This window comes from Streptomyces sp. NPDC043876 (genome assembly GCF_056435825.1).
Map to the genome: position 1 here is coordinate 996,851 of NZ_JBWKDV010000001.1, position 14,435 is coordinate 1,011,285.

General features: G+C 75.1%; 14 protein-coding genes. 4 read left to right on the top strand and 10 right to left on the bottom strand.

The window, feature by feature from the left end:
- Nucleotide 1 precedes the first annotated feature (1 nt).
- Together AC0693_RS04855 and mshA are read right to left on the bottom strand one after the other, a co-directional pair.
- Entirely contained in the window at nt 2-496 is a 495-nt protein-coding gene (locus tag AC0693_RS04855; protein WP_478800959.1) for a type III secretion system chaperone family protein, read from the bottom strand.
- A complete protein-coding gene (gene mshA / locus AC0693_RS04860) occupies nt 489-1,859 on the bottom strand; it encodes a D-inositol-3-phosphate glycosyltransferase (RefSeq protein WP_356413244.1) in 1,371 nt (456 codons plus the stop codon). Before mshA ends, AC0693_RS04855 begins: the two co-directional genes overlap by 8 nt.
- A 175-nt stretch (nt 1,860-2,034) precedes the next feature.
- On the opposite strand from mshA, the gene AC0693_RS04865 reads away from it, so the two are divergent.
- From AC0693_RS04865 to AC0693_RS04875, 3 genes are all read left to right on the top strand, one after another.
- A complete protein-coding gene (locus tag AC0693_RS04865) occupies nt 2,035-2,841 on the top strand; it encodes a class I SAM-dependent methyltransferase (protein WP_478800960.1) in 807 nt (268 codons plus the stop codon).
- A gap of 215 nt (nt 2,842-3,056) precedes the next feature.
- Nucleotides 3,057-4,142 carry a C40 family peptidase gene (locus AC0693_RS04870; protein ID WP_478800961.1) on the top strand — a complete coding sequence of 362 codons (1,086 nt, stop codon included), beginning with the start codon at nt 3,057-3,059 and terminating at the stop codon, nt 4,140-4,142.
- Nucleotides 4,143-4,362: 220 nt separating this feature from the next.
- Nucleotides 4,363-5,991: a PP2C family protein-serine/threonine phosphatase gene (locus AC0693_RS04875; RefSeq protein WP_478800962.1), complete on the top strand. Its 1,629-nt coding sequence runs from the start codon at nt 4,363-4,365 to the stop codon at nt 5,989-5,991.
- A gap of 50 nt (nt 5,992-6,041) precedes the next feature.
- On the opposite strand, the gene AC0693_RS04880 is transcribed toward AC0693_RS04875, so the two are convergent.
- From AC0693_RS04880 to AC0693_RS04900, 5 genes are all read right to left on the bottom strand, one after another.
- Nucleotides 6,042-6,386, bottom strand: a complete 345-nt coding sequence (locus tag AC0693_RS04880; RefSeq protein WP_478800963.1) for a DUF2516 family protein — start codon at nt 6,384-6,386, stop codon at nt 6,042-6,044.
- A 159-nt stretch (nt 6,387-6,545) separates the two neighbouring features.
- Nucleotides 6,546-7,121, bottom strand: coding sequence for a hypothetical protein (locus AC0693_RS04885; RefSeq protein ID WP_356413254.1), 576 nt, complete (start codon nt 7,119-7,121; stop codon nt 6,546-6,548).
- A 23-nt stretch (nt 7,122-7,144) separates the two neighbouring features.
- Complete coding sequence (locus AC0693_RS04890) at nt 7,145-7,564, bottom strand: helix-turn-helix domain-containing protein (protein WP_356413256.1); 420 nt, start codon at nt 7,562-7,564, stop codon at nt 7,145-7,147.
- Between the two features lie 114 nt (nt 7,565-7,678).
- The gene (locus tag AC0693_RS04895) at nt 7,679-8,875 is read right to left on the bottom strand and encodes a serine hydrolase domain-containing protein (protein ID WP_356413258.1); all 1,197 of its coding nucleotides are present in this window, start codon (nt 8,873-8,875) and stop codon (nt 7,679-7,681) included.
- Nucleotides 8,876-8,985: 110 nt separating this feature from the next.
- Nucleotides 8,986-9,672: a helix-turn-helix domain-containing protein gene (locus AC0693_RS04900; protein WP_478740498.1), complete on the bottom strand. Its 687-nt coding sequence runs from the start codon at nt 9,670-9,672 to the stop codon at nt 8,986-8,988.
- 124 nt (nt 9,673-9,796) lie between these two features.
- Here AC0693_RS04900 and AC0693_RS04905 point away from each other — a divergent pair, with 124 nt between their 5' ends.
- Nucleotides 9,797-11,242 carry an MFS transporter gene (locus AC0693_RS04905; protein WP_478800964.1) on the top strand — a complete coding sequence of 482 codons (1,446 nt, stop codon included), beginning with the start codon at nt 9,797-9,799 and terminating at the stop codon, nt 11,240-11,242.
- Nucleotides 11,243-11,264: 22 nt separating this feature from the next.
- Here AC0693_RS04905 and AC0693_RS04910 read toward each other — a convergent pair whose 3' ends face one another.
- The 3 genes from AC0693_RS04910 to AC0693_RS04920 form a co-directional block, all read right to left on the bottom strand.
- Entirely contained in the window at nt 11,265-12,149 is an 885-nt protein-coding gene (locus AC0693_RS04910) for a putative protein N(5)-glutamine methyltransferase (RefSeq protein ID WP_478800965.1), read from the bottom strand.
- On the bottom strand, nt 12,127-13,074 hold the full coding sequence (locus AC0693_RS04915; protein ID WP_469318035.1) for a sigma-70 family RNA polymerase sigma factor: 948 nt from the start codon (nt 13,072-13,074) through the stop codon (nt 12,127-12,129). The genes AC0693_RS04910 and AC0693_RS04915 overlap by 23 nt, the downstream gene beginning before the upstream one ends.
- 67 nt (nt 13,075-13,141) lie before the next feature.
- Entirely contained in the window at nt 13,142-14,398 is a 1,257-nt protein-coding gene (locus AC0693_RS04920; protein WP_469332696.1) for a GNAT family N-acetyltransferase, read from the bottom strand.
- Between the last annotated feature and the right edge of the window lie 37 nt (nt 14,399-14,435).

Below are 14,435 nucleotides of genomic sequence, written 5' to 3' on the forward strand. Positions count from 1 at the left end.
CTCAGGCCGGGCGCTCCGTCAGGTGCTTGAAGGCGTCCAGGTTGCGGGTGGACTCGCCGCGCGAGACGCGCCACTCGTACTCCTTGCGGATGGCGCTCGCGAAGCCGAGTTCCAGGAGCGTGTTGAACGCCCCGTCCGCGCCTTCGAGCACCGCCCCGAGGACCCGGTCCAGCTCGGACGGGCTCACCACGGCCAGCGGGAGCCGCGCCGTCAGGTAGACGTCGCCGAGGCGGTCGACGGCGTAGGACATGCCGTACAGCTTGAGGTTGCGCTCCAGCAGCCACCGGTGGACGGCGCCTTCGTTCTCGTCCGGGTGGCGGATGACGAACGCGTTGACCGACAGCGAGTGCCGGCCCACCTTGAGGGAGCAGATGGTCGACAGTTTGCGCGTGCCCGGCAGCGTGACGACGTACGACCCGGGCTCGGGGCTCTCCCACTCCAGCCCGGCGTCGTCCAGCGTGCTTTCGATGATCTCCGTCGCGGCGGTCTCAGCCATGGTGGGAGCGTACGTGACGGCGGTGATCGTGCATCGCCGCGGTGTACACGTCCGCCGTGCCGGCCGCGGCGGTGTCCCAGCCGAAGAACTGCGCGTGGCGGGCCGCCTCGCGTCCCATCCGGTCGGTGAGCGCGGGGTCGTCGACGAAGCGGCGCAGCTCGCGCGCGTAGTCGACCGGGTCGTGGCCGGGTACGAGGATGCCCGTGACGCCGTCGTTGACGGCGACCGGGAGCCCGCCGACCGCGGCCGCGAGGACCGGCGTGCCGGCGGCCTGGGCCTCTATGGCGACCAGGCCGAAGGATTCGTTGTACGAGGGCATGACGAGCACGGACGCCGCCCGGAACCAGTCCGCGAGCTGGTCCTGGCCGACCGGCGGGTGGAAGCGGACGAGGTCGGTGATGCCGAGCCGGGCCGCGAGCTTCTGGAGGCCCTCGGGCTTGGCGAGGCCGCTGCCGGAGGGGCCGCCGACGACGGGGACGAGGAGCCTGCGCCGCATGGTGGGGTCGCGGTCGACCAGCTCGGCGACGGCGCGCAACAGGATGTCGGGGGCCTTGAGCGGCTGGATGCGGCCCGCGAAGAGCGGGATGACGGCGTCCTGCGGGAGGCCGAGGCGGGCGCGGGCGGCGGCGCGGCCGTCGCCGACGGTGAAGCGCTGGAGGTTCACGCCGGGGTGGACGACGGCCACCTTGCCGGGGTCCGCGTCGTAGTGGCGGACCAGCTCGTCGGCTTCCTCGGCGGTGTTGGCGATGAGCCGGTCGGCGGCGGCCACGATCTGGGTCTCGCCTATGACGCGCGCGGCGGGCTCGGGGGTGTCGCCCTCGGCCAGTGCGGCGTTCTTGACCTTGGCCATGGTGTGCATGGCGTGGACGAGGGGGACGCCCCAGCGTTCGGCGGCGAGCCAGCCGACGTGGCCGGACAGCCAGTAGTGGGAGTGGACGAGGTCGTAGTAGCCGGGGCGGTGGCCGGCCCAGGCCCGCATGACGCCGTGGGTGAAGGCGCACAGCTGGGCGGGCAGCTCTTCCTTGGCCAGGCCCTCGTACGGTCCGGCGTCTATGTGCCGCACCAGGACGCCGGGGGTCAGCTCGACGACGGGCGGCAGGCCGCCGGTCGTGGCCCTGGTGAAGATCTCGACCTCGATGTTGATCGCGGCGAGGCGTTTGGCCAGCTCCACGATGTACACGTTCATGCCGCCGGCGTCACCGGTGCCGGGCTGGTGCAGCGGGGAGGTGTGCACGCTGAGCATCGCGACCCGGCGCGGTTTGCGGTGGTGCCCGACGGCGGGCAGCCGCAGGCGGGGGGCGTCGTGGCGGGTGCTGCGGGCGGCGGCGAGCCTGCCGCCGAGCCGGGACACGTACTGACTCAAGGAGCGGTCCTCTCACTCGGGCTCGTACGGTTTTCGCGGTCGGCGCGGAGAGCGGCCCGCGCCCCGCAAGGAGTGCAACCCGCGCGGGCGTCCCCCGCATTCCGGGGCGGCGCCGGGAATCCGGGCGGTTTACCGGATTTTTATGCAGCGCGGGACCTGCGCATACCCTCGGCCCATGGCCGCACGCACTCCTCCTCCCAGCCGACCCGTGGGTGCGGTGACCCGTGGCACGACCCATCCGAACCGGTTGCGCCGGATGGACCGCTGGATCGCGGTGACGCACGGCGCCTCGCTCCTGCGCGCCGGGACGCCCGTGGCGGTGGACCTCGGGTACGGGGCCGCGCCGTGGACGGCGGTCGAGCTGCTGACGCGGCTGCGGACGGTGGCGCCCGGGGTGCGGGTGGTCGGGATCGAGATCGAACCGGCCCGGGTCGCGGGCGCGAAGCCGTACGAGCGCGAGGGCCTGAGCTTCCGGCACGGCGGCTTCGAGGTCCCGCTGGACGGCGGGGAGCGGCCGGCGCTGATCCGGGCGGCGAACGTGCTGCGCCAGTACGACGAGGAGCAGGTCCGGCGGGTGTGGGAGCGGCTGTGCGGGCGGCTCGCGCCGGGCGGGCTGCTGGTGGAGGGGACGTGCGACGAGATCGGGCGCCGGCACGTGTGGGTCGCGCTGGGCTCGGAGGGGCCGCGCACGGTGACCTTCGCGACCCGGCTGGGCTCTCTGGAGCGCCCCTCGGACCTGGCGGAGCGGCTGCCGAAGGCGCTGATCCACCGCAACGTGCCGGGCGAGCCGGTGCACGCGTTCCTGCGGGACTTCGACCGGGCGTGGGCCGCGGCGGCGCCGTACGCCTCCTACGGCGCCCGGCAGCGGTGGATCCGGACGGCCCGGGCGCTGGCCGCCCACTGGCCGCTGACGGACGGGCCGCGGCGGTGGCGGCAGGGGGAGCTGACGGTGCGGTGGGACGCGCTGCGCCCGTTGGGGTGAGAGGGGACGGATGGGGAACCCGGGCCCGGTGGCCGTCCGTTGAGTCCTCGACGGCCGTCCGGGGTGGGGTGGCCGCGGGGGTGGGGCCCGTGTGTGGGAGTGCGGTGGAGGGTGTTGGAATCCGCCGAGTCGTGGCACCATCCCGATGGCAGTGCGAAGTTACTGATGAATAGTCAGATCTGATACGGGATCTGGCGCGGGTGCCTGGGGGGACCATGAAGCGACACCGTGGCGCATCCGCGCTCACCCTGCTCTGTGCGATGGCGGTACTGACGGCCCCGGGCCTGGCGGGCACGGCGTACGCCGCCCCGGCGGCTCCGGCGGCCCCCGCTCCGCCGGCCGCTCCGGGCACGCCCGTGCCGGGGGCGAAGTCGCTGGAGCAGGTGCACAAGGAGATAGAGGAGCTGTACCGCCAGGCGGGCACCGCCACGGACGCGTACAACCTCGCCGCGGGCGAGGCGAAGGCCCAGTCCGACAAGATCGTCGAGATCGCCAGACAGGTGGTCGCCGGCCAGGAGCGGATCACGACGCTCAAGGCCCGCGCGGGCGCGGCGGCGCGCGCCCAGTACCGCTCGGGCGGCCTGCCGCCGGCCGCGCAGCTGGCGCTGAGCAACAGTCCCGGCATGTTCCTGAACGGCGCGGACCGGCTGCGCCAGGGCGAGAAGGCCACCGCGGACAACCTCGCGGAGCTGGCCCGGACCCAGGCCGACCTCCAGCAGTACGCGGCGGACGCGAGCGCGCGCTGGCAGACCCTGGAGGCCAACCGGGTCAAGCAGGAGAGCGCGAAGAACGAGATCGAGAAGAAGATCAAGGCCGCGGAGGAGCTGGAGAGCAAGCTCCAGGCCGAGGAGAAGGCCCGCCTGATCCAGCTGGAGCAGGAGGCGCAGTACAAGGCGCAGACCGCCTGGCTGTCCTCGGGCGCGCTCAAGGAGCTCCAGGGCACGGCGTCGGAGGCGGGGCGCCAGGCGGTCCGGTTCGCCACCGCCCAGATCGGCAAGCGGTACGAATGGGGCCACGAGGGCCCGGACACCTTCGACTGCTCGGGGCTCACCTCGCAGGCGTGGCTGGCGGCGGGCAAACCGATCCCGCGGACCTCGCAGGAGCAGCTGCGGCTGCTGCGGAAGGTCGCGGTCAAGGACATGCGGCCGGGTGACCTGATCATCTACTTCGACGACGCGAGCCACGTCGGGATGTACATCGGCGACGGCGCGATGGTCCACGCCCCGCGGCCGGGGCGCACCATCACGATCGCGGGCGCGGGCTCGATGCCGATCAAGGCGGTCGTCCGGCCGGACGCGTAGGGGCGTACGGCGCCGCGCCGGGGCGGCCGGAGTGCGCTCCGGCGGCCGGGTCCGGGGGCCCGTGCGGGGTGACGTTGGTCATCTGGAAACGGGCCATCCCCGGCAATAACGGCATATGCCGGAGGCGGCCGCCGGGAACGCCGTTCACGCGCCGGGCGCGGACCGCTAGGGTTCGGGGCGCACGAGCGCACCCTCGGGGGGAGGGAAGGAACCGGAGACGATGCCCGCATCCGTACCGCGGCAGAGGGACACCCCGCCCGCGGAGAGCGGGCAGGCCCGCCCGCCCGCCACCTACGCCGCCGCACCGCCCCAGCCGGGCGGCACGGCCCCGTCCGCGACGGCCCCGGCCGCCTTCGGCACGGCCCCCTCGGGCACGGCACCGCCCGCCCCGGCACCCGTCGGCGCGGGCCCGTTCGGCACGGCGCCATCCGTCGGCGCGGACCCCCTCGACGCCGACTCGCTCGGCACGGACCCCTTCGGCACGCCCCCGCCCGCCCCGGCGGGCTTCGGCACGACCATGCCCGCCCCGGCAGGCTTCGGCACGGCAGCCCCCGCCTCCGGAGTGCCGCTCGGGGCCACCCCACCCAGCGCCGCGCCGCAGGCCATGACGCTGCTGGTGATCCAGGACGACCCGGGCGGGCTCACCGTGCCCGAGATCGTCGACGCCGAGGGCCACCGCATCCGGATCCGCACCGCCCGCAACCTCACCGAGGCGCAGCGGCTGCTCACCCCCGACGTGCACTGCATCCTGCTCGACCTGTGCCTGCCCGGCAGCGGAAACGGAAACGGCAGCGGCAGCGGCAGCGGCAGCGGCAGCGGAAACGGTTCCTCAGGCGGGTCGCACGGCGGCCCCGCCGCCACCGGTCCCGCGGTCGACGAGCTGGCGACCCTGCGCCAGGTGCTGCGCATGGCCCCGCGCCACGCCGTCCTCGTCCTGACCGCCGAGGCCGACGCCGAGCGGGCCGCCGAGGCCGTCCGCGTCGGTGCCCAGGACTACCTCTACGGCAGCGAACTGGACGGCCGCCTGCTGAGCCGCGCCATCCGCTACGCGGTGGAGCGAAAACGCGCCGACATCGCCCAGTACAAGCTGGCCGAGTCCCGGCTGCGCGCCCAGGAGAACGCCCGGCTGGAACGCGGCCTGCTCCCCCATCCCCTCCTGGAGGGCTCGGACCTGCGCTTCGCCGCCCGTTACCACGCGGGCCGCAGCCGGGCCCTGCTCGGCGGCGACTTCTACGACACCGTCCGCACCCCCGACGGCACCGTCCACGCGATGATCGGCGACGTCTGCGGCCACGGCCCGGACGAGGCCGCCCTCGGCGTGGAGCTGCGCATCGCCTGGCGCGCGCTGACGCTGGCGGGCCTGTGCGGGGACGATCTGCTGGCGACCCTCCAGGAGGTCCTGGAGGTGGAACGTCCGAACGAGGAGATCTTCGCGACGCTGTGCACCGTGGACATCTCCCCGGACGGCCGCCGCGCGGGCCTGTGCCTGGCGGGCCATCCGGCCCCGCTCATATCCTGGCCGGGCCGCCCCGCACGGCTCCTCCCCTACGAGGACAGCGGCCCGGCGCTGGGACTGCTGCCCCGGGCCCGCTGGCCCCGCCGCCAGGTCGAGCTCGGCGGCACGTGGAGCCTGATGCTCTACACGGACGGCCTGATCGAGGGCCGGATCGGCGCCGGGCGCGAACGCCTGGGCCAGGACGGCATGGTCGAGATGATCAACCGGCACCTGGACCGGGGCCTGCGCGGCGAAGGCCTGCTGGAAGCGGCGGTCAGCGAGGCCCGCCGCCTCAACGGCGGCGAACTCACCGACGACGTGGCCGTCGTCCTCCTGGACCGCGCGTCCGGCTGACGGCGCCGGCCGGGCCCCGGCACCTGTACCCGGCTGCCGCCCGTTGTCGGCTACCGGCCGCCGTTGTAGGGCCCGTACGGCCCGTCGCTGCTGCTGCCGCCCTTGCGCGGGCCGCCGCCCGAGACCTGCCTGAGGGCGGGACGTACGTCGACGAAGAAGACGATCGAGGCGACCAGCCCGGCGATCTGCAGGAACAGCATCGCCGAGCCCAGGAAGAAGTCGACCAGGACGGCGACGCCGAGCAGCACCAGCCAGAAGGTCTTGCTCTGCTTGCCCGCGGCCCGGTAGGCGTCCTCCCGGGCCAGCAGCGCGAGGACGAACGCCGCGACCGCGAGCAGCAGCATGGCGTAACCCAGCAGCGGCAGAACCTCATTGTCGAAACCCTGCATCAACATCGACTCGACCGCCTTCTCGCGCGTGATTGCGTCAGAACGCCCCCGTCACCACGCTACCGGCTGGGCGATCCCGTGGAAGGACAACGGACCGGGCACCCGTAAAGGTGCCCGGTCCGGTCCCTGTCATTCGCGCTGCTCAGCGGGCCCGGTGGGGACCGCTCAGCTCGCGTCCTCCGGCGCGGCGCCGGCCTTCTTGGCCGTGCTCTTGCGCGCGGTCCGCTTCGCGGCGGGCTTGTCCGCGGCGGCGGGCGCCTCGTCGGCCGGCTCGGCCTGGGCCACGACGACCGCGGCGGGCTGGGGGTCGGGCTCGACGATCTCCGCGATGTCGACGATCTCGTCGACGACCTCGCCGCGCCAGGCGCGCACGGCCTGCTCGCCGTGCTCGGCGACCTTGTCGTAGGTCTCCTTGGCGCGCACCGCGTACTCCGCCGCGACGCCGACACCGCGCAGCGCCAGGTCCTGCGCGCTCTCCCCGATCTTCTTCGGGTCGAAGGCCCCGAGGACCTCGGCGACCTTGGCGGTCACCGCTTCCTGGGCCTCGCGCGCCTTGTCCTGCACGACCTTCGGGTCGGTGTTCTTGACGGCCTCGATCCGCGCCGGGGCCTCGGCCCGCAGCTGCTCGATCAGTCCGGGCACCTTCTTGGCCTGCTGCACGGCGAGGTCGGCGGTGCCGGCGGCGAAGTAGAGCGGCGTCGGGTCGGTGAGGGTCTTCTTCAGGTCATCGGCGATGGCCATGTGCTGGTCCTCCCGGATCAGAGTCAGTTCGTCTGGGGCGTCGTGTCGTCGGCATCGGCGGCGGCGTGGGCGGCGGCATCGCCCGCGGTTTCGGCGTCGAGCGCGTTCTCCTTGCGGAACGACTCGTAGATCTGGAGCAGCACCTGCTTCTGCCGCTCGCTGATCGACGGATCGGCGAGGATGACGGCGCGCGTCTCCACCTCGTCGCGGTCCCGCTCGTCGAGGATCCCGGCCTGCACGTACAGCGTCTCCGCGGAGATCCGCAGCGCCTTGGCCAGCTGCTGGAGGATGTCCGCGGACGGCTTGCGCAGCCCGCGCTCGATCTGGCTGAGGTAGGGGTTGGAGACCCCCGCCGCCTCGGCCAGCTGCCGCAGCGAGAGCTGGGCCTGCCTCCGCTGCTCGCGGAGGTACTCGCCGAGATTGCCGACGCTGAGCGATGCCATGCCCCGATCCTGCCGCACCTTGCTAACTATTGCAAGCGCTTGCTTGCAATAACTCCCGCCTCGGCCGCCCCCGTCACGGCCGCGCGGGCCGCCCCCGTCACCGCCGCGCGCCCCTCAGCGGCACAGGGACGCGTCGACCAGGGTCGCCATGCGGTCCAGGACGGCCTTGTCGGTCGGCTGGATGGTCACCGCGATGTTGGCCGCGCGGACGGCGCCGCCGGTGACGCGGACGCCGCCGCGGGTCTCGTACCCCGGGAAGCTGCCGCCGTGGCCCCAGTAGACGCCGCCGCACGACAGCGGGAAGCTCGCCAGCCCCAGGCCGTAGCGGGCGCCCTTGCCGAAGAACTCCGCGCTGACGGTCTGCTTCATCTGCGCGAGCTGGGCGGGCCTCAGGACGCCGCCGGTCAGGAGGGCGGTGTAGAAGCGGTTGAGGTCGGAGTTGGTGGAGATCATCTGACCCGCCGACGAGGCCCAGGAGGGGTCCATCTCGGTGATGTCGACCAGCGGCGCGGTCGCGGAGGCGCGGTCGTAGCCGTGCGGGTGCGGTTCGCGGATCGTCGGGTCGCCGGGGGCCGGGAAGTAGGTGTGGCGCAGCCCGAGGGGCGTGATGACGCGGCGGGTGATCTCCTCGGCGACGGAGCGGTGCGTGACCCGTTCGACGATCATGCCGGCGAGGACGTAGTTCGTGTTGCTGTACTCCCACTTCTCGCCGGGTGCGAAGTGGCCCGGGTGCGCGAGGGCGATGTCGACGAGGTCGCGCGGGGTGTAGGGCTTGGGCTGGAGGTCGTACTCGGTGTAGTTGGGCAGGCCGCTGGTCTGCCCCAGGAGGTGACGGACCGTGATGCGGCTCCCGTCGATCCGCTCCCCGCGGACGAGGCCCGGCAGGTACGCGTCGACCGGGGTGTCGAGGCCGACGCGCCCCTCCCCGACCAGTTGCAGCACGACCGCCGCCGTGAACGCCTTGGTGTTGCTGCCGATCCGCACCTGGCCGTCCCGCGGCACCGCCGCACCGGTGGCCACGTCGCCGACGCCCGCCGTGTAGGTGCGGGTGCGGCCGTCGCGGTCCCGGACGCTCGCCAGCGCCGCGGGCATGCCGTCGTCCCGCACCAGCGCGTCCAGGCCCTGCTGGAGCGTGTCCGGGCGGGCGGGCGCCGGGTGCGCCGCGTCCGGCCGCGCCGCCGGGCCGGGGTCCGGGGCGGCGAACGCCGCGGGCGCCGTCAGCGCGGACACCGCCATGACGCCGACGGCCAGCGCCGCTCCCGCCGTTCGCCGTCCGGAGGAACGGAACTTCTGCCAAGCCTGCGTGCGCACGTGCCAACTCCCGGGAAATGTGGGGCCATCCAGTGACATGGGCCGAAGACCCCAGCATGTCCGGGCCCCGCTGCCCGGACGACCCGGCTACCCGCCGACTCGTGGTGGGGCTAACCCCCGGCGGCGCCGGCGGGCGGCCCCGGATCCTGGCGGGGCTTCGCGCGGACGTGCATGCGCTCCCCCTGCCGCCCGAAGAGGCTGAGGAGTTCGACCGGGCGGCCGTCGGCGCTGGTGAACCAGTGGGGCAGGCGCGTGTCGAACTCGGCCACCTCGCCCGGCCCGAGGACCAGGTCGTGGTCGGCGAGGACCAGGCGCAGCCGGCCCTCCAGGACGTACAGCCACTCGTAGCCCTCGTGCGTGCGCGGGTCCGGTTCGGCGCCCCGGTCGGCGATGACCATCTTGAACGCCTGGAGGGGGCCGGGGCCGCGGGACAGGGCGACCGACGTGCCCCCGTGCGGCAGACTGCGCGGGGTCAGCCGGACCCGCGGGTCCCCCACCTCCGGGGCGCCGACCAGGTCGTCCAGCGGCACCCGGTACGCCTCCGCGAGCGGCAGCAGCAGTTCCAGGCTGGGGCGGCGCTGCCCGGACTCCAGCCGGGACAGCGTGCTCTTGGAGATGCCGGTGGTCCCGGAGAGCGCCGCCAGGGTCAGGCCGCGGCCGGCGCGCAGCCGCCTCAGCCGCGGGCCGACCCCGTCGAGGACCGCCCGGTGCCGCGAGGGCGCGGCGCCGCGCCCCCGGTCATGCCCTCCCGGCCCGGCTTCCCCGGGGTCCGACTGCGCGTCATGCGGGTTGCTCATGCGCGCATTCCACCTCCTCGTCCCGGAACCGGCAACAAAGGTTGGCGCCGCGCGTCCCCGGGCGCACGCTCCGGGCACACCCGCCCCCTCGCCGGAGGCGGCACCGCAGCGCAGAACGGAGTTCATGGTGAAGACGTCCCGGACGGGGCCCGCCCCGGCCGCCCCACCAGGTACGACCCGCACGCCCCCGGTCCGGTGGCTGCTCGCCGGACTGTCCCTGTCCATGCTGCTGTCCTCGCTCGGCACCAGCATCGCCAACGTCGGCCTGCCGACCCTGGCCCGGGCGTTCGACGCCCCGTTCCAGCAGGTCCAGTGGATCGTCCTCGCCTACCTGCTCGCCATCACGACCCTGGTCGTCGGCGCCGGACGGCTCGGCGACCTCGTGGGCCGCCGGCGGCTGCTGCTCGCCGGGATCCTTCTCTTCACCGGGTCATCGGTGCTGTGCGGCCTCGCGCCCGCCCTGCGGGTGCTGATCGCGGCCCGCGCGGCGCAGGGCCTCGGCGCGGCCGTCATGATGGCGCTGACCATGGCGTTCGTCGGCGCGGCGGTGCCGAAGGAGCGCACCGGCAGCGCCATGGGCCTGCTCGGCACCATGTCCGCCGTGGGCACCGCGCTCGGGCCCCCGCTCGGCGGTGTGCTGATCGCCGGGCCGGGCTGGCGGGCGCTCTTCCTGGTCAACCTGCCGCTGGGCGTCGCCGCCTTCCTCCTGGCCCGCCGCCACCTGCCCGCCGACCCCCGCGGGACAACCGCCGTCCGCCCCCGCTTCGACCACGCGGGCACGCTGCTGCTCGCCCTGACCCTCGCGGCGTACGCGCTCGCGATGACCCTCGGGCGCGGCCGGTTCGGCCCGCTGAACCTGGGGCTGCTCGCGCTCGCCGCCCTCGGCGCCGCCCTCTTCGTCCGCGCCGAGGCCCGGGCGCCCGCGCCGCTGGTCCGGCTCGCGCTCTTCCGCGACCGGGCGCTGGGCGCGAGCCTGGCCATGAGCGCGCTGGTCGCGACGGTGATGATGGCGACGCTGGTGGTCGGCCCGTTCCACCTGTCCCGGGCCCTCGGGCTGCCGGCCGCCGCGGCCGGGCTGGTCCTGGCGGCCGGTCCGCTGGTGGCCGCCCTGACCGGCGTACCGGCCGGGCGGATCGTGGACCGGTACGGCGCCCCGCGGGCGATCGTGGCGGGTCTGGCCGCGATGGCGGCGGGCTGCTGCGCCCTGGCGGCGGCGCCGAGGGCGCTCGGCGCCGCCGGTTACGCCGTCCCGCTCGTCGTCGTCACCACCGGCTACGCGCTCTTCCAGACGGCCAACAACACCGCCGTCATGGCCGCCCTGCCGCCGGACCGGCGGGGAGTCGTATCGGGCCTGCTCACCCTGTCGCGCAACCTCGGTCTGATCACGGGCGCCTCCGTCCTGGGCGCGGTGTTCGCGCTCGCCGTGGCCGCGCCCGATCTCACCACCGCGGCGCCGGGCGCCGTGGCCACCGGCACGCGGGTCACCTTCGGTGTCGCCGCGGCCCTGGTCGCCGTGGCCCTCGCCCTCGCCGCCGCCCTCGCCCGGGGGAGCCGCCGCCCCGCCCCCTGACCGGCGGGATCCGCCGCGGCGCCTACGACGCGGCCGTACCGGTGACCACGGTCGCGTCGAGCTCCTCCGAGGACACCACGGCGACCTCCCCGAACCCGGCCGTCGTCAGTGCCCCGGCGGTCCACTGCGCCTGGCGCCCGCTCGTCTCGATCAGCAGGCGCCCGCCCGGCGCGAGCCACGGCAGGGCCCCCGCCGCGACCCGGCGCTGCACGGCGACGCCGTCCGCGCCGCCGTCCAGGGTGGTCAGCGGCTCGTGCTCGCGGGCCTCCGGCGGCAGCAGCGCGATCTCGCCGGTGGGAACGTACGGCGCGTTCGCGACCAGGACGTCGACCCGGCCCAGCAGCCGGGCGGGCAGCGGGCCGTACAGGTCGCCCAGGTGGACCCGGCCGCCGTACGGCGCCACGTTGCGCGCGGCGTACGAGACGGCCACCGGATCGATGTCGGCGGCGTGCAGCTCCACCGGAGCGCCGCCGCCCCCGCGCGCGCCCAGCTCCTCGGCCACGGCCGCGCCGACCGCGCCCACCCCGCAGCACAGGTCCAGCACCACCGCGCCCGCCCGCGCCCCGGCCGCGGCCTCGCGCACCAGGAACTCGCTGCGGCGGCGCGGGACGAAGACCCCCGCCCCCACCGCCATCCGCAGCCCGCAGAACTCGGCCCACCCCACCACGTGTTCCAGCGGATGCCCGGCGACCCGGCGCTCCACCATCGCGGCCAGGCCGCCACCGGCGCCCTCCGCTGCGGCGGCCAGCAGCAGCTCCGCCTCCTCCTCGGCGAAGACGCAGCCCGCCGTGCGCAGGGTGGCGACGAGGGCGTCCACCGCCGCCGGAGCGGGGGCGGGGGCGGGGGCGGGCTCGGGCGTGGACCGGGGCGTCGCAGACAAGGGCTCAGTCCTCCAGGACGGTGACATCGAGGTGTGCGAGGCGGTCCGGGTCCGCCATGACGTCGATCGCGACGATGCGGCCGCCGCGGACCGTGAAGGCCATGACCGAGGCCGGCTTGCCGTCGGGCATCGAGACCACGCCGGGCACGCCGTTGACCAGCGCGGGCCGGGCGAAGGGCGACATCCGCCGGAACATGAGCGCCTGCCGGGCGACCGCCTCCGCGCCGCGCACCAGCCCGCCCGCCACCGCCCCGAGGTCAACGCGGAGCACGACCTCCGGGTCCAGGACCGCGATCAGGTCCTCGAAGCTGCCGCCGCGCGAGGCCGCGAGGAAGGCCCCGACGACCTCCCGCTGGCGCCCCAGGTCCGGATCGGGGGCGGGCGCACCGCCCTGGACCCGGCGCCGGGCCCGGCTGGCGAGCTGCCGGGCGGCGGCCGGGGTGCGGTCCACCAGCGGGGCGATCGCGTCGAAGGGGACCCCGAACATGTCGTGCAGGACGAACGACAGCCGCTCGGCGGGTGCGAGCTGCTCCAGTACGACGAGCAGCGCCAGCCCGACCGAGTCCGCGAGCAGCACCTCCTGCTCCGGGTCGAGCCCCTCGGGGCGGCTCAGGATCGGGTCCGGTACGTGGATCCGGTCCTCCAGGGACTCCTCGCGGCGGGTCTTGCGGGACCGCAGCTGGTCCAGGCAGACGCGGGCGACGACCGTGGTGAGCCAGCCGCCCAGGTTGGCGACCCCGCTCGTGTCGGAGCGGTCGAGCCGGATCCAGGCCTCCTGCACCGCGTCCTCGGCCTCCGCGAGGGAGCCGAGCATCCGGTAGGCGACGGCCCGCAGGTGCGGCCGCTGCTCCTCGAACCGCGCCGCGAGGCCCTCGCTCCCGCGGGCGCTCCCGCCGTCGCCCCCGCCCGCGCCGTCGTTCCCGTCCCCGCTCACGCCGTCGTCCCCGTTCATCCCGTGCTCCCTTCGTCCCCACCCTGACGCACGCGCGGCCGCCGGTGTGACCGGCGGGCCCACCGGTTCAGAAGACGTCCGGGCACCACGGGCGCCGCGCGGTGCGCAGGACCGCGTCCGCCAGCGCCAGCGCGCCCGGCCGCAGTTCCTCGATCCCGCCCAGGGCGGCGAGCCGCACCGCGGACTCGTCGCCGAGGTAGAGGGAGCCGAGCCGCGCCACGTCCAGGCGCAGGTCCGCGGGCTCCCCGGTCGGCGCGCACCGCGCCGGGCCCGCCCCGGCCGCCGTGTCCAGCCGGAAGCGGCCCCCGGCGAGCCCGTCCGGGTCGGTCACCTCCAGGACGAGGGTCGCGGGCACGGCGTACGTCCGCGCGCCGAGCGCGGCCGCCACGTCCAGCAGCCGCACCCACAGGTAGTCGGCGCTGGTCAGCGTCCGGGCGGCGCGCGGGTCCGGGAGCAGCAGCGGGGCGAGGTCGTCGGGGGCGCGCAGGCCCGTACGGACCTTCATCACCCAGTCGATGGAGCACAGGTAGTGCCACAGCGCCCGCTGCGCCGCCACGGTGACCGCGATGAGGTCCTTGACCGAGACGGTGTTGAGCGGGACCTTCGCGTCCGTCCAGTGGTCGTCGGCGCCGTAGGAGACCAGGCCCTCCACCTCTCCGGCCGCCGAGCGGTACACGGCGAAGAAGCGGGGCGTGTAGGGATTGACGGAGATCTCCTCCAGGCCGGTGGCCAGGTTCCACCAGCGTTCGGTGCGGTTGACCGCGCCGTGCGTGGCGGCCCGCAGCCGCTCGTGCAGGGCGGGGCCCACCCGGCGCACCTCGGCGGCGTCCACCAGGTCGATCCGGCCGCCGTCGGCGGGCGCCGACCAGCGGGGGTCCAGTCCGGTGCGCGGGACGTCTATCTCCCATGCCGAGACGGCCGCGGCGGGCCCGTAGCCGTACCGGCCGTAGATCGGGTACTCGGCGGCGATCAGCGTCGACAGGACGTCGCCGCGCTCCTTGGCGGCGCTCAGGTCGGCGCGCATCATCCGGCTGAGGAGGCCGCGGCGGCGGTGCGTGGGCGAGACGGTGACGTTGGAGACCGCGCTGACGGGCAGTTGGGCGCCGCCCGGCACGGTCAGTTCCTGGGCGAACGAGCGGAAGGTGCCGACGCAGCGGCCGGTGTCCGCGTCGAAGGCGCCCTGGGTGCGGGCGAGATCGGTGTACTTGGCGCGCTGGACGATGTCCGACTCGGTGGCCGCCGAAGCGGTCAGGAAGCCGGTCGCCACGGCGTTGAGCCACTCGGGCAGTTCGGATTCGGCGATGGTCCGGACGTCAGTACTCATGACCGGCCACGCTAACCGCGCCCCCGCCACCGGGTCG

Excerpts from the sequence above, each read along its gene's own strand:
- AC0693_RS04855 (WP_478800959.1), bottom strand. The coding sequence starts at position 496 with ATGGCTGAGACCGCCGCGACGGAGATCATCGAAAGCACGCTGGACGAC.
- AC0693_RS04865 (WP_478800960.1), top strand. The coding sequence starts at position 2,035 with ATGGCCGCACGCACTCCTCCTCCCAGCCGACCCGTGGGTGCGGTGACC.
- AC0693_RS04870 (WP_478800961.1), top strand. The coding sequence starts at position 3,057 with ATGAAGCGACACCGTGGCGCATCCGCGCTCACCCTGCTCTGTGCGATG.
- AC0693_RS04875 (WP_478800962.1), top strand. The coding sequence starts at position 4,363 with ATGCCCGCATCCGTACCGCGGCAGAGGGACACCCCGCCCGCGGAGAGC.
- AC0693_RS04880 (WP_478800963.1), bottom strand. The coding sequence starts at position 6,386 with ATGTTGATGCAGGGTTTCGACAATGAGGTTCTGCCGCTGCTGGGTTAC.
- AC0693_RS04885 (WP_356413254.1), bottom strand. The coding sequence starts at position 7,121 with ATGGCCATCGCCGATGACCTGAAGAAGACCCTCACCGACCCGACGCCG.
- AC0693_RS04890 (WP_356413256.1), bottom strand. The coding sequence starts at position 7,564 with ATGGCATCGCTCAGCGTCGGCAATCTCGGCGAGTACCTCCGCGAGCAG.
- AC0693_RS04900 (WP_478740498.1), bottom strand. The coding sequence starts at position 9,672 with ATGAGCAACCCGCATGACGCGCAGTCGGACCCCGGGGAAGCCGGGCCG.
- AC0693_RS04905 (WP_478800964.1), top strand. The coding sequence starts at position 9,797 with ATGGTGAAGACGTCCCGGACGGGGCCCGCCCCGGCCGCCCCACCAGGT.
- AC0693_RS04910 (WP_478800965.1), bottom strand. The coding sequence starts at position 12,149 with ATGTCACCGTCCTGGAGGACTGAGCCCTTGTCTGCGACGCCCCGGTCC.
- AC0693_RS04915 (WP_469318035.1), bottom strand. The coding sequence starts at position 13,074 with ATGAACGGGGACGACGGCGTGAGCGGGGACGGGAACGACGGCGCGGGC.
- AC0693_RS04920 (WP_469332696.1), bottom strand. The coding sequence starts at position 14,398 with ATGAGTACTGACGTCCGGACCATCGCCGAATCCGAACTGCCCGAGTGG.